Source organism: Pseudomonas baetica, from assembly GCF_019733355.1.
Classification (GTDB): domain Bacteria; phylum Pseudomonadota; class Gammaproteobacteria; order Pseudomonadales; family Pseudomonadaceae; genus Aquipseudomonas; species Aquipseudomonas baetica_A.
This window is the reverse complement of sequence record NZ_JAIHLQ010000004.1, coordinates 1-25,694: the sequence shown is the minus strand read 5'-3', so window position 1 is coordinate 25,694 and position 25,694 is coordinate 1. Positions and strand designations below refer to the sequence as shown.

18 protein-coding genes and 1 pseudogene are annotated in these 25,694 nt (G+C 57.4%); 5 read left to right on the top strand and 14 right to left on the bottom strand.

Features of this window, described 5'->3' with window-relative positions; translation table 11 throughout:
• Complete coding sequence (locus K5E40_RS04800; RefSeq protein ID WP_221729876.1) at positions 1-1,107, top strand: NADH:flavin oxidoreductase/NADH oxidase; 1,107 nt, start codon at positions 1-3, stop codon at positions 1,105-1,107.
• Positions 1,108-1,314: 207 nt separating this feature from the next.
• Here the strand turns inward: K5E40_RS04800 and K5E40_RS04795 are convergent, their stop codons facing one another.
• A complete protein-coding gene (locus tag K5E40_RS04795; protein WP_221729875.1) occupies positions 1,315-2,943 on the bottom strand; it encodes a glucan biosynthesis protein D in 1,629 nt (542 codons plus the stop codon).
• A 404-nt stretch (positions 2,944-3,347) separates the two neighbouring features.
• On the opposite strand from K5E40_RS04795, the gene K5E40_RS04790 reads away from it, so the two are divergent.
• Complete coding sequence (locus K5E40_RS04790) at positions 3,348-3,533, top strand: hypothetical protein (protein ID WP_221729874.1); 186 nt, start codon at positions 3,348-3,350, stop codon at positions 3,531-3,533.
• Between the two features lie 118 nt (positions 3,534-3,651).
• On the opposite strand, the pseudogene K5E40_RS04785 reads toward K5E40_RS04790, so the two are convergent.
• Positions 3,652-4,163 (bottom strand): annotated as a pseudogene (locus tag K5E40_RS04785) (Bro-N domain-containing protein).
• Between the two features lie 600 nt (positions 4,164-4,763).
• On the opposite strand from K5E40_RS04785, the gene K5E40_RS04780 reads away from it, so the two are divergent.
• Positions 4,764-5,198, top strand: coding sequence for a hypothetical protein (locus K5E40_RS04780; RefSeq protein ID WP_221729873.1), 435 nt, complete (start codon positions 4,764-4,766; stop codon positions 5,196-5,198).
• Complete coding sequence (locus K5E40_RS04775) at positions 5,198-5,794, top strand: hypothetical protein (RefSeq protein ID WP_221729872.1); 597 nt, start codon at positions 5,198-5,200, stop codon at positions 5,792-5,794. The genes K5E40_RS04780 and K5E40_RS04775 overlap by 1 nt, the downstream gene beginning before the upstream one ends.
• A gap of 94 nt (positions 5,795-5,888) precedes the next feature.
• On the opposite strand, the gene K5E40_RS04770 is transcribed toward K5E40_RS04775, so the two are convergent.
• The 8 genes from K5E40_RS04770 to K5E40_RS04735 form a co-directional block, all read right to left on the bottom strand.
• Positions 5,889-7,373 (bottom strand): APC family permease, encoded by a 1,485-nt coding sequence (locus K5E40_RS04770; protein WP_221729871.1) that lies wholly within the window; start codon positions 7,371-7,373, stop codon positions 5,889-5,891.
• A gap of 219 nt (positions 7,374-7,592) precedes the next feature.
• A complete protein-coding gene (locus K5E40_RS04765; RefSeq protein ID WP_221729870.1) occupies positions 7,593-9,017 on the bottom strand; it encodes a gamma-aminobutyraldehyde dehydrogenase in 1,425 nt (474 codons plus the stop codon).
• A gap of 155 nt (positions 9,018-9,172) precedes the next feature.
• Positions 9,173-9,982: an ABC transporter permease gene (locus K5E40_RS04760; RefSeq protein WP_003222021.1), complete on the bottom strand. Its 810-nt coding sequence runs from the start codon at positions 9,980-9,982 to the stop codon at positions 9,173-9,175.
• The gene (locus K5E40_RS04755; protein WP_221729869.1) at positions 9,972-10,907 is read right to left on the bottom strand and encodes an ABC transporter permease; all 936 of its coding nucleotides are present in this window, start codon (positions 10,905-10,907) and stop codon (positions 9,972-9,974) included. Before K5E40_RS04755 ends, K5E40_RS04760 begins: the two co-directional genes overlap by 11 nt.
• Before the next feature lies 1 nt (position 10,908).
• Entirely contained in the window at positions 10,909-11,946 is a 1,038-nt protein-coding gene (locus K5E40_RS04750) for an ABC transporter ATP-binding protein (RefSeq protein ID WP_221729868.1), read from the bottom strand.
• A gap of 221 nt (positions 11,947-12,167) precedes the next feature.
• The gene (gene ydcS, locus K5E40_RS04745; RefSeq protein ID WP_221729867.1) at positions 12,168-13,319 is read right to left on the bottom strand and encodes a putative ABC transporter substrate-binding protein YdcS; all 1,152 of its coding nucleotides are present in this window, start codon (positions 13,317-13,319) and stop codon (positions 12,168-12,170) included.
• Between the two features lie 83 nt (positions 13,320-13,402).
• Positions 13,403-14,860, bottom strand: coding sequence for a gamma-aminobutyraldehyde dehydrogenase (locus K5E40_RS04740; RefSeq protein WP_221730079.1), 1,458 nt, complete (start codon positions 14,858-14,860; stop codon positions 13,403-13,405).
• Between the two features lie 133 nt (positions 14,861-14,993).
• Entirely contained in the window at positions 14,994-15,908 is a 915-nt protein-coding gene (locus K5E40_RS04735; RefSeq protein ID WP_221729866.1) for a LysR family transcriptional regulator, read from the bottom strand.
• 215 nt (positions 15,909-16,123) lie between these two features.
• On the opposite strand from K5E40_RS04735, the gene K5E40_RS04730 reads away from it, so the two are divergent.
• Positions 16,124-18,472 carry a hypothetical protein gene (locus tag K5E40_RS04730; RefSeq protein WP_221729865.1) on the top strand — a complete coding sequence of 783 codons (2,349 nt, stop codon included), beginning with the start codon at positions 16,124-16,126 and terminating at the stop codon, positions 18,470-18,472.
• Between the two features lie 84 nt (positions 18,473-18,556).
• Here K5E40_RS04730 and K5E40_RS04725 read toward each other — a convergent pair whose 3' ends face one another.
• The 4 genes from K5E40_RS04725 to K5E40_RS04710 form a co-directional block, all read right to left on the bottom strand.
• Positions 18,557-19,186, bottom strand: a complete 630-nt coding sequence (locus K5E40_RS04725; protein WP_221730078.1) for a hypothetical protein — start codon at positions 19,184-19,186, stop codon at positions 18,557-18,559.
• Between the two features lie 596 nt (positions 19,187-19,782).
• Positions 19,783-23,055, bottom strand: a complete 3,273-nt coding sequence (locus tag K5E40_RS04720; protein WP_221729864.1) for a hypothetical protein — start codon at positions 23,053-23,055, stop codon at positions 19,783-19,785.
• Positions 23,052-25,142, bottom strand: a complete 2,091-nt coding sequence (locus K5E40_RS04715) for a type VI secretion system tip protein VgrG (protein ID WP_221729863.1) — start codon at positions 25,140-25,142, stop codon at positions 23,052-23,054. Before K5E40_RS04715 ends, K5E40_RS04720 begins: the two co-directional genes overlap by 4 nt.
• A gap of 132 nt (positions 25,143-25,274) precedes the next feature.
• A partial coding sequence (locus tag K5E40_RS04710; RefSeq protein WP_221729862.1) for an Hcp family type VI secretion system effector occupies positions 25,275-25,694 on the bottom strand: 420 nt, incomplete at its 5' end.

The window sequence follows — 25,694 nt, the reverse complement described above, 5'->3', positions numbered from 1 at the left end:
ATGAGTCTGCTGCTTGAACCCTTTACTCTGCGCCAACTGACCCTGCCCAATCGCATCGCCGTGTCGCCCATGTGCCAATACTCCAGCGTCGACGGTCTGGCCAACGACTGGCATTTGGTGCACCTCGGCAGTCGCGCCGTGGGTGGTGCCGGCCTGGTGTTCACCGAAGCCACGGCGGTGACGGCCGACGGTCGGATCACCGCCCAAGACCTTGGTTTGTGGAATGACGAACAGATCGAACCACTGCAACGCATCACTCGTTTCATCACCTCGCAGGGCGCAGTCGCCGGCATTCAACTGGCCCACGCCGGGCGCAAGGCCAGCACCCATCGACCATGGATCGGCCAGCACGGCAGCGTCAAACCGGATGATGGCGGCTGGACACCGGTCGGGCCGTCGCCGATTGCCTTTGATCCGCAGCACACGCAACCCAAACAGCTCGATGAAGGGCAGATCGCCGAGGTTATCCAAGCCTTTGTCGACGCAGCGAAACGCTCGCTGACGGCGGGTTTCAGTGTGGTTGAGGTTCACGCGGCGCACGGTTATCTGCTGCACCAGTTTCTGTCGCCGCTGAGTAATCAACGGCGGGATCAGTACGGAGGCTCGTTCGAAAACCGGATTCGTCTGGTGCTGCAAGTCACCGAAGCAGTGAGGAACGTTTGGCCGGAGCAGTTGCCGGTGTTCGTCCGTGTGTCGGCCACCGACTGGGTTGAGGACGGCTGGAACCCTGACGAAACCGTTGAGCTGGCGCGGCGTCTGAAAGCATTGGGTGTGGACCTGATCGACGTTTCCTCGGGTGGCACGGCAGCCAACGCCGAGATTCCTGTCGGGCCGGGTTATCAGACGCGCTTCGCCGAACGCGTGCGTAAAGAGTCAGCCATCGCCACTGGCACTGTGGGAATGATTACCGAACCTGCGCAGGCCGAGCACATTCTGCGTACCTGCCAGGCCGACATCATCTTCCTCGCCCGCGAGTTGCTGCGTGATCCGTACTGGCCGTTGCACGCCGATGATGATCTGGGCGGACGCAAAGCGGTGTGGCCGGCGCAGTATCAGCGTGCGACCCATCGTGATCAGCCGATTCATGAGTCTGATTTGCGCGATTGAATGACGCGCTGAAATGCAAAAAGCCCCGGCCAGTGATGGTCGGGGCTTTGTTTTTTCTGTAGATGGCTGTTTTGCCTGTGCTGGCGCCTTCGCGAGCAAGCTTGCTCCCTCGGTTGATCTCGGTCGATTGTCGAATGTGTGACCGACACCGGTCCAACGCGGGAGCGGGCTTACCCGCGAAGAGGCCCGAAAAGGCACCTCAATCCATCAAGGATACTTACGCTTGTCCGGCGCCGGCGGGAAGTACTGGTACAGCCAGGTCTCACTCAACGTGCGGTCATTGGTGCGAATGAACAACCGAAACTCCACGGGCTCCACGCCGTCATTGGTCGGGTACCAGTCGAACAGGATCCGGTAACCCTTGATGTCATCCAGCACCAGCACGCTGAAGTCCTGCACCTTGCCGTTGGAGCAGGTGATCACCGGTTCGATCCCGGTGCCCTGCGGCAGGCGATCCAGACCGCCACCAGTGAAATCCACGGCGAAGCGGCGCGCCCAGACCGGCGGATAATGCTCGCCCGGTGCCCAGCCTTCAGTGAAGCCGCCCATCCCGGAACGGGTCGCCTGCACTCGCGCCAACGGCGTGCTGACCGGTGGCAGGGCACTCCAGTAGAGCTTGTAGCCATAGTTCAGCGAATCACCGGCGGCCACCGGTTTCTTCGGCGTCCAGAACGCGACGATGTTGTCGAGGGTCTCGCCGGTGGTAGGAATTTCCAACAGATCGATAGAGCCTTCGCCCCACGCGGTCGTCGGTTCGACCCACAGGCTCGGACGTTTGCTGTACCAGTCGACGGTGTCCTGATAGTTGGCGAATTCATGGTCGGTTTGTACCAGACCAAAACCTTTAGGGTCCGTGTCGGCAAATGCGTTGAACTGCAGCGTCGCCGGGTTGTTCAGCGGACGGCAGACCCACTCGCCGTTGCCGCGCCACATCGCCAGGCGATCCGAATCATGGATTTGCGGGTGGATGGTGTCGCACATGCGGCGCTCGTGGGTGCCGCAACTGAACATGCTGGTCATCGGCGAAATGCCCAGTTGTTCGATGGCCGTGCGTGCATTGATGTGCGCGTCGATTTCCATCACCACGCGTTCGGCCTGGCAATCGATGTCGAAGCGATAGGCGCCGGTCGCGCTCGGCGAGTCGAGCAGGGCATAAACCACAAAACGCGTGGCGTTATGATCCGGCGTCTCGAACCAGAACTGGGTGAAGTCAGGGAATTCTTCGCGCTTCTTGGCATAGGTGTCGATCGCCAGACCACGCGCCGAGAGGCCATATTGGCCAGAGGCATCCACCGCACGAAAGTAACTGGCACCGAGGAACGACACCACGTCATGACGATCCAGTTCCGGCGCCTTGAACAGCTTGAAACCGGCAAAACCCAAATCGCCCTTGAGTTGCTGAGTGTCGACCGAAGTGTTTTCGTAGTTGAACAGCGCCGGGCGGAAATGCACCTCGCGGGCGGTACGGGTCTTCGGATCAACGCTGTACATGCGCACCGGTTGGCGAAAACCCATGCCGACGTGGAAGAACTGCACGTCCAGTTGACCCTTGTTCTCCTTCCACAACGAATGCTCGCCGTCGTAGCGGATCGCGTTGAAGTTTTGCGGGGTCATGGTCGCCAGCGTCGGCGGCAGCACCTGTTTGGTGTCCTGATAGGCACTGCCGGCCAGTTGTTTGGCCTTGCGCTTCAGGGCTTCGAAATCGAAGGCTTGTGCGTCGCCATCAGCGACGTCACCGTTGGCGGCCCAGGCATTCGCCGCCAGCAGGCCTGAGGCTGAAAGACCGGTGTAAGCCGCAATGGCCATGGACGCTTTGAGCAAATTCCTGCGGTGCATAAATACAACCTGTCGTGTGCAATCCCGCGCCGTTCCTGGCACGTGCTGGATCAGAAAGTACGGTTCGGACAAGCCTTCGGCCAAACGCAACGGACTATAAACAGATGCCGGCTAGCTTAAACCGTTCGATTGTCGAGCAAAAATGATTGATTACGAGGCTCAGTCTGGCAATGAAACAAGACATGTCGGTATTTTTTCCGACGGCACTTTCTGATTTACAGGGCATATCTGCTTTTTTCGACTAATTACTCTAAAAAGCCCTTTTCAGCGCCGATTAAATTTCTATGCTATGGACATGACCGGTCGCGAACCTTCAGACCGGTGGGGCACACGACGCTGCTGAAAGGGGCAGGGCGATGTGGTGGTTGAGCAGTTCTTTGACGTATTAGAGAAGGACATCGTCCATGGCAAAAATACAAGGCATCACCGACATGTTGGGCATCTTTCCCTGCCTCGGCAGCGGTCGCAAAAGGCGTAGGCTCAGCTCTGATGAGTTGAAACTGTTGGAGCGTTATCGGGAGCTCTCGGAGAGCGACCGGATCGCGATGCGGTATCTGGTGGATGCGATGAGGAGTGTTTCGCGGTTTTAATCCTGGGAAAGCGACTGTGCGAGCCATTTGGCTTTCACGGTGTGCAGATCAATCAACTTGCGGAGTAAACCTGTGGCGAGGGGAGCAAGCGCCCTCGCCACAGTTTTTTGGATGGACTTCAGCTACAGGTTCCCAAAACCGGATACGGCTGCTGGCCGTGCATCAACTCCGGCACGTCACGCCATTTGACCCACGCCTGCTGTTGCCAGTGAAGCAGAGGGACGGTGACCCCAGCCCAGTTAACCGAACTCAGGCTTGGGCAGTTATCCACAGGTACCGCGTGGTTTCGCGCAACATCGGAATCACTTCATGGCTCAGCCATTGGCGCAGATTGCGGTTTTCCGGCACGAAGTGATGGACGAGCAGGGCGTACAGGCCGGACTCGCTGACCGTCGCGCAATCGACGATTTCGCCGTCCTTGCGCATGAGGACGTTGCGACGCTGGTCGGGATCGAGTTTCAGAGTGAGGCGTTCGTTCAGCGGATAGCCCATCAGGCGACCGAGATCCTGAACACAGAACCAGGCTTCGTGGTCTTGCATGAATGCGTGGAGGAAGCGGTTGTGGCGGGTGAAGACGGTGGGGGTGAAGAAAGCGGAGCTTTCAGAAGGAGTTTGTACGTGGTCAGGCATTTTTCGACTCCAATATTGAGAATAGAGCCGCCACTCAAATGAGTGCGGTCACGCCGTGTTGATATTTATTCCGGCTCCGACACCGGGCTGCTGATTTCGCTGCCGAGAGAAAGCCTATCGGCTAGCCACCCAAGACGCCAAGTCGGCTCTGTCGACACCTGCCGTAGGAAAGCGGGCTTGTCTCTGAAGGCGGCGCCTGTAGGAAATGCCTGATTTTGCAGTGCCACCAGCAACCGACCGCCTAAGCCGTAGCTTTTCCCTTATCTATTCGGATCCACGGAATGAACTGCAGGTTTCTTCGTGTTGATCGAGTTTTCGGTTTCCAATTTCCGCTTGTTCAGGAGCTGGCAAAATGTTTTCAAGGAGGCACACCCGAAAAGTGACCGATGAGTTATGCAATCAATTGCATCAAACAAAGGCGAGCGAAATTGCGTTCAAAAACAGCGTCAGAAAGCGCATTCGAAAAAAAATAGGTGCTTCCAAGGCTGCAGATCATCTGACAACTCGTCGGTGTGGGTGACGTAGTGAATTTCAGAGACTATATTGTCGATTAATTAATCAACATTTGAGCGCCGAACCGTAGCTCGAATCGAGGAAGAAATGCTCAAAGATCTCGACAAAGAGACTCCTGAAGGGTCTGAAGATGAAGGCCGTGGGCTGGTCGTTGTGACCGGTTCAGAGGGCCGTCCTCATGTCGAATATGTTCACAAGATGATTGGGCCAGTCTCCGTGGCAGGGATTTCATCAGGTGCGATTCTCCATTCGCAGCTTGGTCCATCTTTAGATCATGCGATCGCCAAAATTTCAGCAACGGCTACCCTCACTGCTGCTGCGGAGGCGATTTTTTGTCAGATAAATTCTGATGCCAAGCAGAGCGCAACCGCTTGGGTGATCGCTTCTTCGCATAGTGGCCCGCTTCCAATTGCTTCTGAAGGCTCGCAGCGTATTAGGCGATCTGCTAGTGAAATGCTGAAAGACCCTAAAAAAGTCCGTGCATTCTTTGCTCGTGTAAATGGAGAAGCTACGGCGAACTGATGTATAGCATTTCCCCGTCCTTTGTACTTGGTTTCCATGGATGCGAGCGAGAAGTTGGCGAGCGCGTGCTGGCTGGTGAACAATCTCTCTATGACAGCACCAACGACTATGACTGGCTCGGTGGAGGCGTCTACTTTTGGGAAAATAATCCTCAAAGGGCGCTTAGCTTCGCGACCAACGCTCAGAAAAGGGAAAAGATCAAACAGCCTTTTGTGTTGGGAGCTGTTATTGATTTGGGCCGATGTTTGGATTTCACGACGCAGAGTGCGTTACTCGAAATTCGGGAGAGTTACGTAGGCCTTGAAAATGCCTCCAAGCAAGAAGGCGGACAACCTCTCAAGGTAAATACCCATTATTTACGACGTCTTGACTGCCAAGTCATCGAAGCACTGCATGTGTTTCGTGAGATGGCGGGGATGGAGCCTTATGACTCCGTACGCTCTCCGTTTTGGGAAGGGCAGCCTTTATATGCTGGGACGGATTTCATGCACGAAACTCATATTCAGCTCGCTATCAGGTCAATCCAGAGTGTGAAGGGATGGTTTCGAGTACTGGATGTAAAAGGCAAACCTGTAGATTTTGTGCAAACAGTGTAGGTATTGAGTTCAGCTTGTCCAGACCGCTGAGTTCTAATTGAGTAGCCCTGCACACATTAATGCGAGCAGGGCAACTGATCGCGTTATACGAGCGTTAGCGACTCACCTTCCAGGCATCCCCAGCCGGCGCCTTCCCATGGTCATACGGCTTGCCAATCCACATGTAAACCAATCCCAAACCAATCACGATCGCGGTGCTCAGCACCATCGCATAGTTCACATACCAAGCCGCATCCGGCGTGCGTGGCCAGGCCATGTTGATGATCGCGCCAACGCCATACACCAGTGCGCCGATATTCACCGGCCAGCCCCACGCGCCGAGGGTGAATTTGCCGCTGGGTTTCCAGCCTTTCATCCGCGCATACAGGGCGGCCAGCACGATCATCTGGAACGCGAGGTAGATGCCGATGGCGGCGAAGCTGACGATGGTGGCCACGGCGTCTTGCAGGAAGAAGCCGAGGACGATGATCAGGGCGGGCAGGACGCCGGCCACGAACAGTGCAGCCACCGGCACCTGGGTCGTAGGAGAAAGCTTTTTCAGCAGTCGGCTGCCGATGACCATTTCATCGCGAGCGTAGGAGTACAGCAGGCGACTCGCTGCGGCCTGTAGGCTGATGACGCAGGAGATGAAGGAAATCATCACCACGCCCATCACCACTTTCGAACCGACCGGGCCGAAGGCGTTGCTTAGGATGGTGGTGACCGGGTCTTTGTCGGTGCCATTGATCACCGCTTGCATGTCCGGTACGGCGAGGATCAGCGCCAGGCAGGCGAACATTGCTGCGATGCCGCCGATGTAGATGGTCATGCGCATGGCCACCGGGATTTTCTTGCTCGGGTTCGGGGTTTCTTCGGCGACGTCGCCGCAGGCCTCGAAGCCGTAGTAGAGGAACATCCCCGCCAGCGATGCAGTGAGGAAGGCTGGCAGGTACGAGCCGTCGACGCTGATGTCGAAGGTGTTGAACAGCACGCTGAGCGGCTGGTGGCGTTCGAAGATCAGCAGGTACACGCCGACGATCACCGCGCCGACCAGTTCGCAGAGGAAGCCGAACATGGCGATGCGCGCCAGCACTTTGGTGCCGCTGAGGTTGACCAGTGTGGCGAACAGGGTCAGCACCAGAGCGATGACGATGTTGGTGTTGTTGTTTGGCTCAAAGCCCATCATGGCGGCCAGGTACGGGCCGGCGCCGACCGCCACGGCGGCAATGGTCACGCACAGGGCGATGGAGTAGATCCAGCCGACCATCCACGCCCATTTCTTGCCCACCAAGCGGCGCGCCCATGGATAGACGCCGCCAGAGATCGGGAACTGCGACACCACTTCGCCGAAGATCAGGCACACCAGCAACTGACCGCAACCGACCAGCAAGTAGGCCCAGAACATCGGTGGCCCGCCTGCGGCCAGACACAGACCGAACAGGGTATAAACCCCTACGACCGGTGACAGATAAGTGAAGCCCAGGGCGAAGTTTTCCCACAGGCTCATGCTGCGATTGAAGTTGGAGGTGTAGCCCAGTTGGCGCAGTTGTTCGGCATCGCTGTCGGCAACGGCGGCTGAGAGATCGGGTGATGCACTCATGTGTGTTTGCTCCGTGAAATCGGCAGATTTCGGATGGCCGAGGCCGTGGCGGGGCTTTGGGAGCGCCGCCCGGTTCGGTAGTTATTGTTTTGGAGTCCTGGTGGTGCGTAGAGCCGGTTTCTGCCTTGAAGCCGGGGTGACGCCATCGCCAGCAGGCTCACTCCCACATTTGGAATGCGTTCCCTGTGGGAGTGGGCTTGCTCACGAAGCTTTTGATCTTTAATGCTTGAACATCACATGCCGAACCGTGGTGTAGTCCTCCAGCCCATACATGGACATGTCCTTGCCGTAGCCAGACAATTTCTGACCGCCGTGAGGCATTTCGCTGACCAGCATGAAATGCGTGTTGACCCAGGTGCAGCCGTACTGCAACCGCGCGGACATCCGATGCGCGCGTCCTACATCCGCAGTCCACACAGAGGACGCCAAGCCGTAGTCCGAATCGTTGGCCCACTCCAGCGCCTGCGCTTCATCAGTGAACTTGGTCACCGACACCACCGGCCCGAACACTTCGCGGCGAACGATTTCGTCGTCCTGCTGCGCATCGGCCAGCACGGTGGGTTCGAAGAAGAAGCCATTGCCGTCCACAGACTTGCCACCCGTGATCAAACGGATGTGCGGTTGCGCGACGGCACGCTCGACGAAACCGGCGACGCGGTCGCGATGTTGCGCAGTGATCAGCGGCCCCAGTTCGGTGGACGGATCATCCTGCAAACCGTACTTGATGCTGCTGACGGCCGCGCCGAGCTTCTCCACAAACTTGTCATAAATGCCTTGCTGCGCGTAGATCCGGCAGGCCGCGGTGCAGTCCTGCCCGGCGTTGTAAAAGCCGAACGTACGGATGCCTTCAACCGCCGCATCGATATCGGCGTCGTCGAAGATGATCACCGGCGCCTTGCCGCCCAGTTCCATGTGCAGGCGTTTGACGCTGTCGGCGGTGCTGGAAATGATGTTGGCACCCGTGGCGATGGAACCAGTCAACGAAACCATGCGCACTTTCGGGTGCGTGACCAAAGGACTGCCAACGGTAGGCCCACGACCAAACACCAGATTGAGTACGCCGGCCGGGAAAATGTCCGACGCCAGTTCGGCCAAGCGTAACGCGGTCAGCGGGGTTTGTTCCGACGGCTTGAGCACCACGGTGTTACCGGCGGCCAGTGCCGGGGCGATTTTCCAGGCGACCATCATCAACGGGTAGTTCCACGGCGCGATGGAGGCGATTACGCCGACCGGGTCGCGACGGATCATTGAGGTGTGGCCGGGCAGGTATTCACCGCCGGCCGATCCGCTCATGCAACGACTGGCGCCGGCAAAGAAACGGAACACGTCGGCAATCGCCGGGATCTCGTCATTCAGCGCGGCGCTGTAGGGTTTGCCGCAGTTGTCGGATTCGAGTTTCGCCAACTCTTCGCCGTGGGCTTCGATGGCGTCAGCGAGTTTGAGCAGCAGCAAGGAGCGGTCTTTCGGCGCGGTTTGCGACCACTCGGCAAAGGCGTTGTCGGCGGCACGCACGGCAGCATCGACCTGGGCTTCGCTGGCTTCGTTGATCTCCACCAGCACTTCACCGAGCGAAGGGTTGAGCACAGGTTGCGCCGGGCCTTCGCCGTTGACCAGTTGGCCGTTGATCAAGAGTTTGGTTTGCATGTTTTTGTCCTCTTTGAAGCCATTGTTATTTTTCAGAAGAAACCGGGTTCAACGGTGGGAGCGGGCTTGCTCGCGAAAGCAGTAAGGCAGCCAACATCAATGTTGAATGTGCTGGCCTCTTCGCGAGCAAGCCCGCACCCACAGGGGGTGGACGTTTACTTGCCGCCACTCCCCGCCACGCTTTCGCCACCTCGGGTCAGGTAATAGGCACCCAGGATCGGCAGCATGGTCACCATCATCACCAGCATGGCGACGACGTTGGTCACTGGCACATCCCGTGGCCGGCTCAGTTGATTGAGCAACCACAACGGCAGCGTGCGTTCATGCCCTGCGGTGAACGTGGTGACGATGATTTCGTCGAACGACAGCGCAAACGCGAGCATGCCGCCGGCCAGCAACGCCGAGCCGAGGTTCGGCAGGATGATGTAGCGGAAGGTCTGCCAACCGTCGGCGCCCAGATCCATCGAGGCCTCGATCAAGCTGTGCGAAGTCCGGCGCAGGCGGGCAATGACGTTGTTGTAGACGATCACCACGCAGAAGGTCGCGTGGCCGACGATGATGGTGAACATCCCAGGCTCAATGCCCAGCGTTTTGAACGTCGCTAGCAACGCGATCCCGGTGATGATCCCCGGCAGCGCAATCGGCAGGATCAGCATCAGCGAGATGCCCTGTTTGCCGAAGAAATCACGCCGGTACAGCGCCGCTGAAGCCAGCGTGCCAAGCACCATCGCGATCAACGTGGCGATGGCGGCAATCTGCAGCGATAGCTTGATGGCCTCCAGCACGTCCGGCCGCGAAAACGCCACGCTGAACCAGTGCAGGGTGAAGCCCTTAGGTGGAAAGCTGAACGCGGCCTCTTCGGTGTTGAAGGCGTAAAGGAAGATGATCAGGATCGGGAAGTGCAGAAACACCAACCCGCCCCAGGCGGCGATGCGCAGACCCAGTGAAGCGCGCTCAGAGTGCATCGAAGGCCCCCAGTCGTTTGACGATGGACAGGTAAACCGCAATCAGAACGATGGGCACCAGAGTGAACGCCGCTGCCATCGGCATATTGCCAATCGCGCCTTGCTGCGCATAAACCATGCTGCCGATGAAGTAGCCCGGCGGGCCCACCAGTTGCGGCACGATGAAATCGCCCAGCGTCAGCGAAAACGTAAAGATCGAACCCGCCGCAATCCCCGGAATCGACAGCGGCAAAATCACTTGCATAAACGTCTGGCGCGGTTTGGCGCCAAGGTCGGCAGACGCTTGCAACAGCGACGGCGGCAGACGTTCCAGCGAGGCCTGAATCGGCAGGATCATGAACGGCAGCCAGATGTAGACGAAGACCATGAACCGCCCCAGGTGCGAGGTCGACAGGGTGCTGCCGCCCACGCCCGGTATGCCCAGAATGAACTGCAACACCGGTTCCAGCCCCAAGTGCTGAACGAACCACTGCGCCACGCCACCCTTGGCCAGCAGCAGCGTCCATGCGTAGGCCTTGACGATGTAACTGGCCCACATCGGCATCATCACCGCGATGTAAAAAAACGCTTTGGTCTTGCCCGTGGTGTAACGCGCCATGTAGTAGGCAATCGGGAACGCGACGAGGGCGCTGGCCATCGACACGGCAATGGCCATGCTCAACGTGCGCAGAATGATGTCGAAGTTCGATGGCCGCAACAGCGCCGCAAAATTCGCCAGCGTCAGGTCCGGCGTCACCGCCATGGTGAAGTCGTCAAAGGTATAGAAACCCTGCCACAGCAGCACCAGCAGCGAGCCTAGATAGATCGCGCCGAACCACAGCAGCGGTGGCACCAGCAACATCAACAGGTACAGATTCGGCTTGCGATAGAGCAGGTTGGAAAACCTGCGCAACGGTGGCGATGGAGTCGTCGCGAGCGTGCTCATCTCACACCCCGCTCGCAACGGTGTCGTGCAGCGTAATCATCGCTTCACGCGCCCAACGCGCACTCAAGCGCTGGCCGGTCTGGTGCTGCGCGCTGCTGTCGATCCACTGATTATTGGCGTGGCTGATGCTCAGGGTCTGGCCGTTTTCCAGCGTCAGTTCATAACGGGTCGCGCTGCCTTGATACTGGATGTCGTGGAGCAAACCGCTGACTTCTATTTCGTGACTGGCCAGCGGGCCCTCGGCGAAACGCACGTGTTCCGGACGGATCGAAAACGGCTGCGGGTTGCCGCTGAGCTGGCGCGCCAGATCGCCACGAATCACGTTCGAGGTGCCAACGAATTCGGCGACAAACGTGGTGGTCGGTTTCATGTACAGATTGCGCGGCGTGTCGACCTGCTCGATGCGGCCCTTGTTGAACACGGCGACGCGGTCGGACATTGACAGGGCTTCAGTCTGATCGTGGGTCACGAAGATGAAGGTGATGCCGAGTTGGCGTTGCAGCTTTTTCAATTCGCTTTGCATCTGTTCGCGCAGTTTCAGGTCGAGTGCGCCGAGTGGCTCATCAAGCAACAGCACGCGAGGGCGATTGACCAAGGCGCGGGCCAGGGCGACACGCTGTCGTTGACCACCGGACAACTGCACCGGTTTACGCGCGCCGTAGCCGCCGAGGGCGACCATGTCCAAGGTTTCTTCGGCGCGCTTATGGCGCTCGGCTTTGCCTACGCCTTTGACCTTCAAACCGTAGGCAACGTTATCCAGCACGTTCATGTGCGGGAACAGTGCGTAATCCTGAAATACAGTGTTTACATCACGTTGATACGGCGGCAGACCGGCCGCTTCGGCGCCGTGGATGCAGATCGAACCGGCGCTCGGTTGCTCGAACCCGGCGATCAGGCGCAGGCAGGTGGTTTTGCCCGAGCCGGAGGGGCCGAGCATGGAAAAGAACTCGCCGTCCTGGATATCGATGGAAACCCGGTCAACGGCCTTCACTTCGCCGAACTGCCGGGAAACGTTGGTGAACTGGACTGCAAGTGTCATGGTGCGGTGCTCCAAAAAGGCGAAAGCCGTCGCAGCGGCCCTGCCTGGACTTCTGAAAAAGCTGAAACGTTTTGCGGTTTGCTGGTGTTGGTGATCCCGATGTGGGAGCGGGCTTGCTCGCGAACGCGGTCTATCATTCGGCATGGGTGCTGGCTGACACACCGCTTTCGCGAGCAAGTCGCACCGCCGCTCCCACAGGGGGCGCGGCGTCAATTCAAAGACTAGCGACCGCCCATGATCGCGATGTAATCCTGCGTCCAGCGGCTATACGGCACGAACTTGCCGCCTTCAGCTTGCGGAGTTTTCCAGAAGGCGATTTTGTCGAACTGGTCGAAACCGTTGGTCTTGCAACCTTCGGCGCCGAGCAATTCGCTCTCCTTGCACGCCGCTGGCACCGCCGGCAACGAGCCGAACCACGCCGCCACATCACCCTGGACTTTGGGCTTCAGCGACCAGTCCATCCACTTGTATGCACAGTTGGGATGTTTGGCCTCGGCGTGCAACATGGTGGTGTCGGCCCAACCGGTGGCGCCTTCTTTCGGAATGGTCGAAGCGATTGGCTGCTTCTCGTTCACCAGGCTGTTGACCTGATACGGCCAGGCGCCCGACGCGACCACGCCTTCGTTTTTGAAATCGCTCATCTGCACCGTGGTGTCATGCCAGTAGCGGTGGATCAGCGGCTGCTGCGCCCGCAGTAAATCCAGCACGGCTTTGTACTGCGCCTCGGTCAGTTGATACGGATCCTTGATGCCCAGTTCAGGCCGGGTCGATTTCAGATACAGCGCCGCATCGGCGATGTAGATCGGGCCGTCATAGGCCTGCACACGACCCTTGTTCGGCTTGCCGTCGGGCAAATCCTGCGCGGCGAACAGCACATTCCAACTGGTTGGCGCAGTCTTGAACACGTTGGTGTTGTACATCAGCACGTTCGGGCCCCACTGATACGGGGTGCCGTAGGTCTGTTTATTGACCACGTACCACGGCGCATCTTTGAGGCGTGGGTCGAGGGTCTTCCAGTTCGGGATCAACGCGGTGTTGATCGGTTGCACACGCTTGCCGACGATCAATCGCAGCGAAGCATCGCCCGACGCGGTGACCAGGTCGTAACCGCCCTTGGCCATCAGGCTGACCATTTCGTCAGAGGTCGCGGCGGTCTTCACGTTGACCTTGCAGCCGGTTTCCTGCTCGAAACCGCTCACCCAGTCGTAGGCCTTGTCGCTTTCGCCACGTTCGATGTAGCCCGGCCAGGCGACGATATCCAACTGCCCTTCGCCGGCGCCGACAGCCTTCAGCGGTTCTGCCGCTTGCAGGCTGGCGCTGGCCAGCAGGGCCGTGGTGATTGCACTGAGCAGTGCGGTCTTGTGCACGAACATGGTTGAACCCTCTTCTTTAAATTATGGTCGGGGCAGTTGTGAACGCGGTGAAGCATGCCGTTGGTGGCTTGTTATTAGCGTAGTCAGAGATGCTGGCCGTGGCGGGCCATGATGTGCCGCACCACGCTGTAGTCCTGAAGCGAATCACTGGATAAGTCTTTGCCATAACCTGAACGTTTCAGCCCGCCGTGGGGCATTTCGCTGACGAGCATGAAATGGCTGTTGATCCAGGTGCAGCCGTATTGCAGGCGGGCGGCAACCTGCATCGCCTTGTCCAGATTCTGTGTCCACACCGACGAGGCGAGGCCGTATTCGGAGTCGTTGGCCCAATCGACGGCCTGCGAGAGTTCGTCGAAACGGGTCACGGTGACGACCGGGCCGAACACTTCGCGCTGGACGATCTCATCGCTCTGTTTGCAGCCGGCCAGCAGCGTCGGTTGATAGTAGAAACCGGCGCCGGAATGCACGGCCGCACCGGTCACGCGTTCGATGTGCGGCTGGCCAAGGGCGCGCTCGACGAAACTGGCGACGCGGTCACGCTGGCGGGTGCTGATCAACGGGCCGATCTCGTTGTCGGCATCGCGTTTGCCAGCGAAGCGCAGGCTGCTGACGGCGGCACCGAGTTCGGCGACCAATTTGTCGTGAATGCCGGCCTGCGAGTAGATCCGGCAGGCGGCAGTGCAGTCCTGCCCGGCGTTGTAATAACCGTAGGTGCGCACGCCCTCGACGACAGCTTTCAGATCAGCGTCGTTGCACACGATTACCGGGGCTTTGCCGCCAAGTTCGAGGTGAGTGCGTTTCAGGGTTTTCGCGGCGGCCTGGAGGATTTTCTGGCCGGTGACGATATCGCCGGTCAGCGATACCATGCGGATTTTCGGGTGACTGACCAAATGGCTGCCGACGCCTTCGCCACCGCCGCAGATGATGTTGATCACCCCACGCGGGAGGATTTCGGCGAGCGCAGGCGCCAGTGCGAGGATCGACAGCGGCGTGTGTTCGGACGGCTTGAACACCAGCGTGTTGCCGGCAGCGAGGGCCGGGGCGATTTTCCACGCGGCCATCATGATCGGGTAGTTCCACGGCGCAATCGACGCCACCACGCCAATCGGATCGCGACGCACCATGCTGGTGTAGCCGGGGAGGTATTCACCGCTGAGCTGGCCGGTCTGGCAACGCACGGCGCCGGCGAAGAAACGGAACACATCGACGGTCGCGGTCAAATCGTCCTGACGCGCCAGGTGCAATGGCTTGCCGCAGTTCAGCGATTCGAGGCGGGCGAGGTGATCGGCGTGTTTTTCGACGGCGTTGGCGATGTCGAGCAACAGGTTGGAACGTTGCTGCGGCGTCGTGCGCGACCATTGGGCAAAGGCCTGGTGGGCGGCGAGGATCGCCGCTTCGACCTGCTCGGTGCTGGCCTCGGCAATGTGCGTGAGAATTTCACCGGTGGCCGGGTTGAGGATCGGCTCGACAAAACCTTCCCCGGCGACCAGTTGGCCGTCGATCAACAACGCGGTACACATCGGGGTCTGCGCGCCAGCCATTTTCCGCGATCTCTTTTCTTGTGTGGTCATTGTTGCTCCCTGTGTCACCGGGAGCCGACCGTCTTATAGATGCAGCAAGACTAGTGCGCGGCTCCGGGGTCGACAAATTCTAAATACTGAAGGTGGCATTCGATTAAATAGATGGCTTGCGCCCGCCGTGGGGTTGTTCGCGAGCGACGGTCAGGAATGGGTCGACCAATGCTGGGCGCGCAGTGCCACGGCGCCAGGCCAGGCCGACGTCGAGGGTCTGGTTGAGGTCGGCGATGGGGCGGGCTTCGATGATGTCGCCCTCCAGCGACCACGGGCGATAGGTCATGTCCGGCTGGATCGACACGCCCAGGCCCGCTGCGACCAGACTTCGCACGGCCTCGGTCGATGCGGTTCTCAGAGTGATCTTCGGTTGCAGTCCGGCGCCCTGCCATAGACGTTGAGCGTTGCTATCCATTTCGTCGACGTTCAGTTGAATCAACGGCTCGCGAGCGACGTCGGCGAGATTGATGCTGTCGTGTTCCAAAAGCGGATGCTGCGCTGGCAGCCACAAACGGTGGGGCGAATGGGTCAGCACCTCAGTCTGCAAGGCATGACGGTCTTCGAGGTTGGAGAGTATCAACACCCCGACATCGATCTCGCCGCTGACCAGCAAGTGCTCAATGTAGGGGCGTTCGTCCTCCATCACTCTTATTTCAACGTTGGGATAGGCACGCTGGAATCGGGTTAACAAATCCGCCAGGTAATAACCGGCGACCAGACTGGTCACACCGACGATCAACTGCCCGGCGACCTGATCGGTGCTTTGCTGGAGGCTGCGTTTGGCATTGTCCACAGTCGCCAGAATCAGGTGAGCCTGGCGTAGGAATTGATGACCCTGATGTGTCAGCGTCATGCCCTTGGCGTGTCGGCTGAACAGGCTAACGCCGATTTCCTCTTCCAGTTGCTGGATCGCCAGGGTCAGGGTCGATTGGGAAATGAACGCCGTTTGCGCGGCGGCGGAGATCGAGCCGGTTTCGGCCACGGCGATGAAGTGACGGATCTGACGCAAGGTCATCATGGGAAGGGTACCCGGTGGGCGGTTTTTATAGATGAGTTTGAGTGTATATCTATTTAATCGATGAGCTGATCTCCAGAGGACTCAACAAAGGGACTGTTTCCGTCCGTCAGGAATGACCGTCCACCTGTAATTTCTGACAGTTGTCAGTATTGCTTTATCGGCGCCCACTCTCCAGCACGCGTATTTGGCATTCAAACTGCGAGAAGGAGAATCAAATGGCCAATCCCCCAGCCGGACAATCAGATAGCCCTCAAGTCGTTGCCCCAACGTGGCTCCCGCAAAATGACATGCAGATTTCGGGTGTCATGGGGGCGGACAACACGGTGCTGACGCTGGATCCGCCTGATCTGCCCGAAGCAACTAGACCGGTCACAGGCGCGCATCTTGGAGTCCCGCTGCGCATTTATGATTTGGCGCCGAAAGGCGTCAAAGTCGTGTTCGGCCCATATCTGGATCAGGATTCGGGCGATACGGTGTATTTGAATTTGAACGGTCAACCCGGCATTGACAGTGTGCAAACGCAAGCCGTGGACGATGAAGTGACACTGTACATTCCAAAGAAAATGCTGCTCGCCGATGTAGTCAACCGTCTCACCTGTACAGTGAGACGCAGCAGTAACAACATGGGAACCTCCGAGCCACCTTTGGAGTTGTTGTACAACAAGATTCGTCCCGGCAATCAAGACACCAGCCCGGGCGACGGTGAGCATTCCGAGCTTGAATTGATACTGTCTGATGCGTTGCTCAACGGTGTGGGTGCGGATTTTCCTGCCGCGGGTGCACAGGTGTGCGTGTCTTACCCGTTTTGTCGGGCGCATGATCGCATTCGGTTGAACCTCAGCGGCCATGACGTCTACCACAAGGTCACCGAGCAGGAGGCGCCGGATCCGGGTTCCAACGAGCCGGTCAAAGTCTGTTTTAACGTCACCCGTGCAGACTTGGAGAAGGCCAAGGATCATCCGAAATTCAAAATCTCTTATACGGTCACCGATCAGCTCGGAAACAATCCTGACCCGGATTCACTCTTCTCTGCCGTGCAAATCATCGATGTTGATTTGGACGGCAAACGATTGCCGAAGGCGTTGCTGCGCGAAATCCTCAATGACCCCGACGATTTGCCTTACATCGACCTTGAGAAACTCGGTGCCAATCCTTTGCTGGTTATCGTACTCACCAGCGATCCGCGCTTCCTCGCTGGGGATGACATCTATGCCACGTACACGGCCAAAGTTGCAGGCAAGCCGGATGTGGTTGCAAAGGTGACGGGAACTGTCACGCAAGACGAGTTCGGGCAGAAGCAACCTTGCATCATTGAGGTCGCCAACGAAAAAGTTATCGCCAATAGCGACGTATCGGTGATTTACACGCTGATCAGAGAGGGAGGCTCTGTCGGCGATTCGAGGGTGACCACTGCGCAAGTAAAAGGCGAGGGGTTGCCAACGCTGCGACCACCCCAGTTACTCAAGTCCGTCAACCGAGTGCTCGACCCCCTGGACTCCGTCAACCTGCAAGGCGCCACGGGTCGGGTTGAAGTGTTGGGTTATCGCAACGGCGACACAGTGCGACTGGTTGTCGAGGGTGCCCCTGGGGCTGGATCGCCAACCTTCGAGTCTAAGCCGCTGAATGCCAACAGTCGTGCCAGTTTTCTGCTGGCAAAAGCGTTTATCGCCGCCAATCTCGGTAAACCGGTAAAACTTGGTTTCGAGCACCTTCGCGATGGCAAGCCGATCCAGAAATCGACGATCCTTGCCGCCAACATCGGGTCAATTGCGCACTATCATCCCGATCTGCCAACACCGACTGTTGGAGGTGTGAATAGCACTGATCTGGACGTCACGCAGCTTGACGCACTGACGCCTTTGAATGTTAGCGAGTGGCCCCAACAGGTTTTAAACCAATGGGTCTTGATCCGCTACAGCGGGATCGACAGTGATGGCAAAGATACGGTTTTCGAAGAAAAAGTAATCAATGCCGCATCGTCAGGCCTGAGTCGACCGGTACCGTTGGATTGGTTTTTTACACTGCGTGAAAGGAGCCAATTGTCGATCGACATAAGCGTGAATTTTTGTGGCGAGGCAGACGAGAGCATGGCTGTGAAGTTTCCGCCGAGAAACTACACGGTCAAGACATTGTTGGTGGAGGATTTTGAAGATGAGCTTTCGCGGATGATCATCCGGGCAGGTGAAGTTCTTGTGACGCCGGTCCTCACATTCAAACTTCTAAGTACGGCGGTTTTTCCAACGAGGCCGGACGTGTTTACAAGCGCTCAAATAGGCAGTGGTGAACCTGGAAAACAGCTCCACTGGTATGTTGTGGCGCAAGAAAAGGCAGAGATTACGTTCGTTCGCCCATGCCAAAAGGTGAGCTTTCGGTTTTATGGAAACCAGCCACAGACTTCCTATGGTGAAGTTCATTTTTATGGTGCTGGCGGTTATCTCGGGCAAGACAGGCTCGACAGACCATACAGAACTATCGAATTCTCAGGGTTGAATATTGTGAGGTTGGAGCTTGTCGCGAAAGGTAATGTTGCTTGGGTGTTCGACGATTTTGTATTGATGCCTTAGCGATCTCAGGGGCAGTCCATGTTTATAAACGTGGCCCGTCCCTTTCCCGGTTACTCTGAATATAATTCCGTCCTGCCCGCTCTATTACGCTCTATGAATGTCATCAAAATCATCGGCCTTCGGCGTGGCCTGGATGCCTTTGGCTTCCTGAGCACGATAGTAGGCTTCGATGCTTAGAGACGGATCAATGCGAGCCTTGATGATGCAAGGCTGTTTTTGCCAAGGATATTGCTGCAACTGTTGGGTCAACTGCTTGAGGCCTGTTGCCAGCCAGCCCTTTTCCGACTGGTCGCGCCAGCGTCGTGGGTTACGGCCGGTTTTGACGTCGTAGGCGGCGGTTACCGGGTCCAGGTGACGACTTTGCTCAAGCACCGGCAGGTCCGGCAGCGGTTGTGTGACGTCCATGTAACGTTGCAGGCAATCCCAGAAGGCCAGCGCATTCGGCTGGTCGAGGCCCAGGGCGTGGACTTTGGTTGCCAGACAAATCTTGTTGTCGGTGTAGCGGTGATGAAGCCACAGGGCATAGTCATGGGAACCATAACCGCTGGGTAGCAGTTGCAGTACCGGGTCAAACTCTTCAAAAGGTGCAACAAAGAGTCGGCGGAAACGTCGCTTGAAGCGAAGCATTCCGTCGAGGCGATTGAACTCGCTTCCGTCGTGGGTGCTGATTTTGCTGTGAAACCAGAGTAAACCGTCGGATCCGACACTAGCCATGAGGTAGAGGAACGCCCCTAACCATAGGGAAACCTGCATGCTGTCACTGCCAAAAAGTGACCCTTGCTTCCATAAGACAATGCCGGCACAAATGAAAAATCCAATGATCTGGATCTTATGTGCCAACTTATTGCCATTCAAAAATAACGCCATTGACACAATCATGAAAGCCACTGTTGCTACGCAACCTAGCAGTGTCAGAAAAGTATTAAAGTCTTTACGCCCTGTATCTGGGATAAATTCGAGTAAAATTCCTATTCCCCAGACAGCCCATATAAAAGAAATACACACTATCTTCAATATGAACAATAAATATGGAATTTTGGTTGCGTTCTGAAAGCGCCAGCGGCTTTCGTCGCAATACACCTCCTCCTTATCCCCTTTTTCCTGCTGGCGCTGGTAAATCGTTTGCTCTTCACCTTGCAACTGGTTTGTAACCTCCATTGCCGGCTCTAGGTTGGCGTAATAACCAAAGGCAAGGTGGGTATCAAAGGTGCTTGAACGATTGACATCTTCCGGCCATTTTGGGGGGGGCAGAGGAGTATCGCTGTTGCTGCGGTAGGCACTGGCAGCGTACAAGGTGTCCATTTGTGCTGTCATACAGAGAACTCAGTGATTTCTATTTGCCAATAGGGCGGAGCGGCATCCGGTAGCAGGTTATCTGGTGGCAAACGACGATTGGCCGAGGTGAAGGCTGACCAGCTTTTAGGGCTTGGTTGAGGCAACACCAACCGTTCGCTTGCTTGGTCGGCACTTAGTTCAAATTGAGCACTCACTTTCAGACCCTGAGTTACGCGCACACTGTAGCGATCCAGAGGGCTGAGTTGAGCAACGGGTAGGCTGGCGGGAAGAACATAGAGCACGCTAGTGGCATCCAGTGAAAGCGCCGCTAGCTTGGGGGCCGCAACAGGGATCCGGTCATAACGTTTGATATCGAAGGCGACGTTTATACGCAGGCTGCTTTGGAACTCTTGGGCGATCAACTGAAATTGCTGGTCATTCTCGAACATCGACAGCAGTGGAGAACTGAGAACGATGGCCCAATCCTGATCGACTAGAGTCTGTTTTCCGGGCATGACACATTGCTGCCCAGAATCTGTCAGTGGCGCACGATCGCTATCAGCTTGTTGCAATGCCTTGATATGCGCCGCAGGCGCTTTTTTTCGCCAGTCGGCCAACCTCTGTACGAATATTTGCGGTTTTCCGATAATGCCGAGCAATTGCTGGTAGGCGATCTGCGGGTCTTTCAAGTGATTGAAGCGTTGGCCTTTGCCTAGGGCCTGATCCAACACTCCTGCTTCTGCAAACTGGAGACCAAATGGACCTTTCTTCACTACAATTTCCATGTCGCTGTCGGTCAATAGATTGGCTGCGATAGTACCACCTATAGTCAGAGCCATGCCGACTACCAAAGCATAGGGATTAAGAATTATTCCAACACCATAAGCTGCCCATAGTCCACTTCCGACTGCGGCCACACCATAGGCGGCAGCGGCATCAGTATCTCCTTGTTTCAGAGATCGGTAGCTATCCCAGCCACTCAGTATTGCTCCTCCTAGAGTCGCAACGCCTCCTAAGGTACGGAGTAACGGTAGTTTCGGACTACCGGTTTGTAGTTCAAGTTTTTTTGCCCAGCGAATAGAGATTTTTTCTACCTTTATGCGAGGAGCAAGTAACTGCTTTTCAATGGCTGAACCAAAAAGTAGTTTGCTATGACTGCCGAGTGCGGCGGCCAAATCAAGTAAAGCGCTTATAATGCCCGCGCGACCTCGTAAAGTTTCACCGCCGGCATCGAGATCCCCCAGCGCTTTAACCTGAGCCCACAGATTATAAGCCGCAAACGCCACCATCAACGTCGGTACAGCCTTATTCTTCTCCATCGTCTCGGTCACGGCCCCGAAACGAACCCGGAATGTACTGTAGTTGGCCAAGTCTGAATTCCCTTTAGGGATAGCAATGACCGTGACATCGCGCAACGTGGGGCGTCTTGCGCCCGAGCCGCGTGGGCTGGTACTGCCCACGGTTGTGCCGGATTGGTCATGCAGCGTGGCATAACGGTAGCTTTTACGGGTCAGGGCCTGCCGTTCAACGTCGGTGAGTCCGCCGCGCAGTCCTGCACCTTCGACCCCGACAACCACGTAGTTCTGAGCCAGAGCCTGGCCCTGAGGCATTAACTTGATCTCGGCCATTTTTGGCGAGAGCGCAGCCAGCGTCACGAATGTGGGGGAGAACAATCGATCAAGCTGGATTTTCGACGCATCCTGAGACAGACGACCGATCTGGGCCACGACACTGGCACCGAAGTTGTCGAGCAAATCGGCGAGAAAATACGCGAAGCCTTTTCCGGCGCTGGGTTGATCCACTTCACCCGTCAGCGATGCCGTCAGCATCAACGTACTCAAACCCATTGCCTCCGGCTTTGGCGCTTGACCGCTGTCACGTAGGGTTTTCAGACGTTTAACAAGGTCGGGTAGCTGATCGGCGGTTTTTGCCAGCATCAGGGCGCCCAGTGGGTGCTGCCCCTGGAGTAGACCTTCTACAAGACGATTGATAGGGCCGGTCAGTTCCGGATAGCCTTTGCCGGTGTACATGGCGTCACTGCGGCTGGGTACCTGGTTTAGCGCATCGAGTGCTTCGGTCAGCAGGCTGTAAGGTTCCAACAGTGCTTCGTTCCGACTGTAGCTCCAGTCGAGCAGCACCGGATGCAGTTTTTTGTCCAGCAGGTCTACAAGGGTTGATAACAGTTTCGCCAGTTTTTCACGACTCTTCTCACGAGCTTTTTCGAAGACGGCTTTCTGAAGTTTAGGCAGGTCGACCTCGTCGCTGAGTTTGGCGAGTGGACCGGCGAGTGTGCTGTAAAGCACCTGTGCATAGCGCCCGTGAGGTTCGTGAGGAACCAGCGCATTCAGGGTCTGCAGGTAATCAACGCAATCACGAATTTGAGAGGTTGTGTGACGCAAGGCGAACAATGGGTCATCGAGAATCATGCCCACCAAATGCGGATAGTCACGCAATTTGTTCTGGGCCAACACGTCTGCCCCGGCTTCTACATTGGGAAGTGCTGTCGGCGGTGGGCGCTTGAGTTTTAGCGCCAGTTCCTGCTTGCGTTGTTGCAGTTTCAGAATCAACGCATCTGTTTTGAATGCAGCAAACTCCGGGGTGAAATCCGCAGGATCTTCCAGGGCGCTTTCGATGTTGAAGTCGCGCGCCCGCAAACCTTTGACTAGGCCCTTTAAAGGTGTCGCCGGATAAATCAACGAAGCCTTCCAAATCTGTGTTTCACCCGCAGTCGCGGCCCAGGCCGGCGCCATGTTTTGACTGCGAGCCTTGATCCGTCCCGAGTCCTTTTCAAGCCACTCGATGTATTCCCAGGTCCACGGCAATTCGCTATAGGCCATGCTGAGTTGGTCGCCAACGAACCGACCCTGTAGAAACATAGGGACCAGAATCAGATATTGTTTGATGCACACCGGTTCGCGTTTGTCTGCATCGCCTTTTTTCTCGGCAACCTTGCGCCAGTGGGCCACGTCGACTTCGAACAGTTGACCTTTACCGTCGGTTTCCAGTTCGCGCCACAGCTTGTTTTTCAGGAACACATAGATACGGCCGGGACGGGGTAGAGCGCCCTGCAGCGTGTCGTTGAGTTTGTCATGGCCCGGCAGCCGCGCGAGCGGAGTGACGGCAAGTAATGTGTTGTGTTGGTACTTTTCTTCTTCTTCAGTGGTCTTGGCGTCGACCATGATCGGAATCTGTAACTTGCCGCCATCGGTACGTTCTACGTTAAGCGCCAGTCGCGATCTTTGATCGTTCTCGTAGTCAGTTTTCTTGCGCGTCCCTTCAGTGATGGACTTGTCCTTGAACTCACTCATGCCTTGTCCTCTGGCCCCAACAATTGCAATTGACTGCCCAAATCCGGGTCTCCCCACACGTCTACGATGAGCGCCTCTTTGCCTTTCTCGCTGGTTTTTCTTGGTGCGGCCGTGTTGACCGGTGCGTTGCCCAGCGTTTGCCCGACCGGTGCGGTATCGGCCGGCTTGGGCGGTACAGGAAGTACCGCAGCAGCGCCAGTACCGCTTCCGGGGCTGCCGCCGGAGTTGATGTTGATCACCGGGCCGCTCATGGTAACGCCAGCGGCGTCGATCTTGATAAAGCTGCCCCCTCCGATCAGCGTCAGCTCAGCTCCCGCTTCCAGCACGACCTTGATGCCGCTATCAAGATGGATTTCCTGCCCCGCATCAATGAACTGCCCAGTGCCAATCTTGATGTGCTGATTCACCCCAACCGTCAGGTGATCATTGGCCTGCGCCTCAACCTTGCGATCTTCATAAACGGTGTGGTGTTCTTCGGCCTTGAACTCGGTGTAGCTGTTCTGCTCAACCGTGTCGTGGCGCTCGTTGCCAACCCGAATCTTCTGGTCGTGCTCAACGTTCTCGTCCCAATCCCGCTGGGCATGCAGGTAGATCTGTTCCTGGCCTTTTTTGTCTTCGATGCGCAGTTCGTTGTAGCCACCGCCGCCCATGGAACTCAGGGTTTTGAAGGTGCTGCGGGTCTTGTTCGCCGGCAGGGCGTAGGGGACGGTGTTTTCCTTGTGGTACAGGCAGCCGCTGACCAGTGGTTGGTCGGGGTCGCCTTCGAGGAAGGTGACGAGGACTTCCATGCCGATGCGCGGGATGGCGATGCCGCCGTATTGGGCGCCGGCCCAGGCGCTGGAGACGCGTAGCCAGCAACTGGTCTTGTCGTCGGCCTGGCCTTCGCGGTCCCAGTGGAACTGGACCTTGACGCGGCCGTATTGGTCGCAGTGGATTTCTTCGCCTTTGGGGCCGGTGACCACGGCGCTTTGGCTGCCGAGGATGCGCGGTTTCGGGTGGCGCAGGGGCGGGCGGTTGGGCACGTCCCACGGGGTGGCCTGGAAGCGGTTGCGGTAGCCCTGGTGGAAATCGTCTTTGAGTGCGGTGGTGTCGCTGGTTACCGACTCTTCCAACACTTGCGGCTGTTTGCCTTCGTGCAGCACTTCGGTCAGCAGCCACAGGTCGTTCCACTTGGCTTTTGGGTGCTCGGTCAGGGCCAGAAAATGGCCGCTGACCAGCAACGGCTGATCGCTTTTGCCTTCGGCGAGCTGGAAGTCGCTGCGGTGGCGTTCGAGGGCGCGTTTGGCCAGGTGTTTGCCGCGCTCGCGATCAACGAAACGGCCCGGATAGTCGTAGTCTTCGAGGTCGGGCAGGGCATCGCCACGGTTTTCGCTTTCCAGCGTCAGGCGTGGTTTTTCGAAGTCGTAATCGCGGCGTGTGGTGCGGCTGGTGCGGGTTTCCAGGCGCAGGTCGAAACGCTTGATCACCGGGTTGCTGGCGACCATGCCGGAGTCTTGCTGATAGGCCACGGGTTGGAGTTTCGGGAACACCGTCTGGTCATCGCCGAAGATCAGTTTGTGCGCCGTGGCGCTGTGCTGGAAGTGGTAATGGATACCTTCTTCTTCGCACAGGCGCTGGATGAAGTGCAGATCCGACTCGTCGTATTGCACGCAATAAATGCGCTCGGGGTAAATCGAGTGGGTCTGGAAGGCGTAGGCGTTGCTCTGGATGCCGTGTTCTTCGAGGACCATGCCGATGATTTTCGGCACGGTGAGGTTCTGGAAGATGCGCTGGTTGATCCGGTGCGCCAGGTACGCCAGTTGCGGGCGCAGGGTCACCGAATAACGGGTCAGGCGCTTGCCCGAGTCACCTTGCGCGGCGCGGTAGATCTGGCCGTGGATGCCGCTGCCGTCGGGCGACAGTTGCAGGAAGGCCGGTTTGTGCAGCAGGGTCTCGAGGTCCAGCGACGGTTTTTCACTGACCAGTTCCACCTCAAAGACAAAGGGCTGGCTGATGGCTTCCCGGCCGGTGAGGGTAAACACCTGAAAATCGGCGGAGAGCCCTTCGATGGTCAGGGCAAAGTGGGTTTCATTGGCCGGCGCGAACATCCCTTGTTCCTCGTGCTGTACAGCGGCGCTCGTCGACGGCCGCAAAAGCGGGTCAACGTACGCGAAATTCTGGAGGGGCGTAAACAACATCGACCAGCAGAGCTGGCCGATGCTTGTAACGATCAGCCGTAATTAAACGACTGGAGCACGCCAGTCATCGGAACCCGAAGTACCGGATACTTCGTGGGTCCAGGTGATTTTGCGGTAGGTGAACTGCACTTCTTCCAGGTGGGTGAAGTGCGAGTTGCCTGGATCCTGGCAGTTGTGCATTTTGTTGTTGATGGCGACGATGATCGCGTCTTCCAGTTTGGTGGTGTAGTAGTGCTCTTGAGTACCTTGAGCCGAAGTACGGAACCACTGGATAACGATTTCGCTCATGCGCTCGCCGGAAGTCAGAGCGGCTTGCAGCAGAGGCGAAGCCTTGTCGTAGACCTTGGTGATCACAACTGGCTTGTGAACGCGCTGACCGGTTGGCTGACCGGATTGCGGGTCACGCGGGATGATCACGTCGTGGCTGAACGCCTGAACCATGACCTGGTCTTCGTGACCTTC

Excerpts from the sequence above, each read along its gene's own strand:
- K5E40_RS04800 (WP_221729876.1), top strand. The coding sequence starts at position 1 with ATGAGTCTGCTGCTTGAACCCTTTACTCTGCGCCAACTGACCCTGCCC.
- K5E40_RS04795 (WP_221729875.1), bottom strand. The coding sequence starts at position 2,943 with ATGCACCGCAGGAATTTGCTCAAAGCGTCCATGGCCATTGCGGCTTAC.
- K5E40_RS04790 (WP_221729874.1), top strand. The coding sequence starts at position 3,348 with ATGGCAAAAATACAAGGCATCACCGACATGTTGGGCATCTTTCCCTGC.
- K5E40_RS04780 (WP_221729873.1), top strand. The coding sequence starts at position 4,764 with ATGCTCAAAGATCTCGACAAAGAGACTCCTGAAGGGTCTGAAGATGAA.
- K5E40_RS04775 (WP_221729872.1), top strand. The coding sequence starts at position 5,198 with ATGTATAGCATTTCCCCGTCCTTTGTACTTGGTTTCCATGGATGCGAG.
- K5E40_RS04770 (WP_221729871.1), bottom strand. The coding sequence starts at position 7,373 with ATGAGTGCATCACCCGATCTCTCAGCCGCCGTTGCCGACAGCGATGCC.
- K5E40_RS04765 (WP_221729870.1), bottom strand. The coding sequence starts at position 9,017 with ATGCAAACCAAACTCTTGATCAACGGCCAACTGGTCAACGGCGAAGGC.
- K5E40_RS04760 (WP_003222021.1), bottom strand. The coding sequence starts at position 9,982 with ATGCACTCTGAGCGCGCTTCACTGGGTCTGCGCATCGCCGCCTGGGGC.
- K5E40_RS04755 (WP_221729869.1), bottom strand. The coding sequence starts at position 10,907 with ATGAGCACGCTCGCGACGACTCCATCGCCACCGTTGCGCAGGTTTTCC.
- K5E40_RS04750 (WP_221729868.1), bottom strand. The coding sequence starts at position 11,946 with ATGACACTTGCAGTCCAGTTCACCAACGTTTCCCGGCAGTTCGGCGAA.
- ydcS (WP_221729867.1), bottom strand. The coding sequence starts at position 13,319 with ATGTTCGTGCACAAGACCGCACTGCTCAGTGCAATCACCACGGCCCTG.
- K5E40_RS04740 (WP_221730079.1), bottom strand. The coding sequence starts at position 14,860 with ATGGCTGGCGCGCAGACCCCGATGTGTACCGCGTTGTTGATCGACGGC.
- K5E40_RS04735 (WP_221729866.1), bottom strand. The coding sequence starts at position 15,908 with ATGATGACCTTGCGTCAGATCCGTCACTTCATCGCCGTGGCCGAAACC.
- K5E40_RS04730 (WP_221729865.1), top strand. The coding sequence starts at position 16,124 with ATGGCCAATCCCCCAGCCGGACAATCAGATAGCCCTCAAGTCGTTGCC.
- K5E40_RS04725 (WP_221730078.1), bottom strand. The coding sequence starts at position 19,186 with ATGGCTAGTGTCGGATCCGACGGTTTACTCTGGTTTCACAGCAAAATC.
- K5E40_RS04720 (WP_221729864.1), bottom strand. The coding sequence starts at position 23,055 with ATGAGTGAGTTCAAGGACAAGTCCATCACTGAAGGGACGCGCAAGAAA.
- K5E40_RS04715 (WP_221729863.1), bottom strand. The coding sequence starts at position 25,142 with ATGTTCGCGCCGGCCAATGAAACCCACTTTGCCCTGACCATCGAAGGG.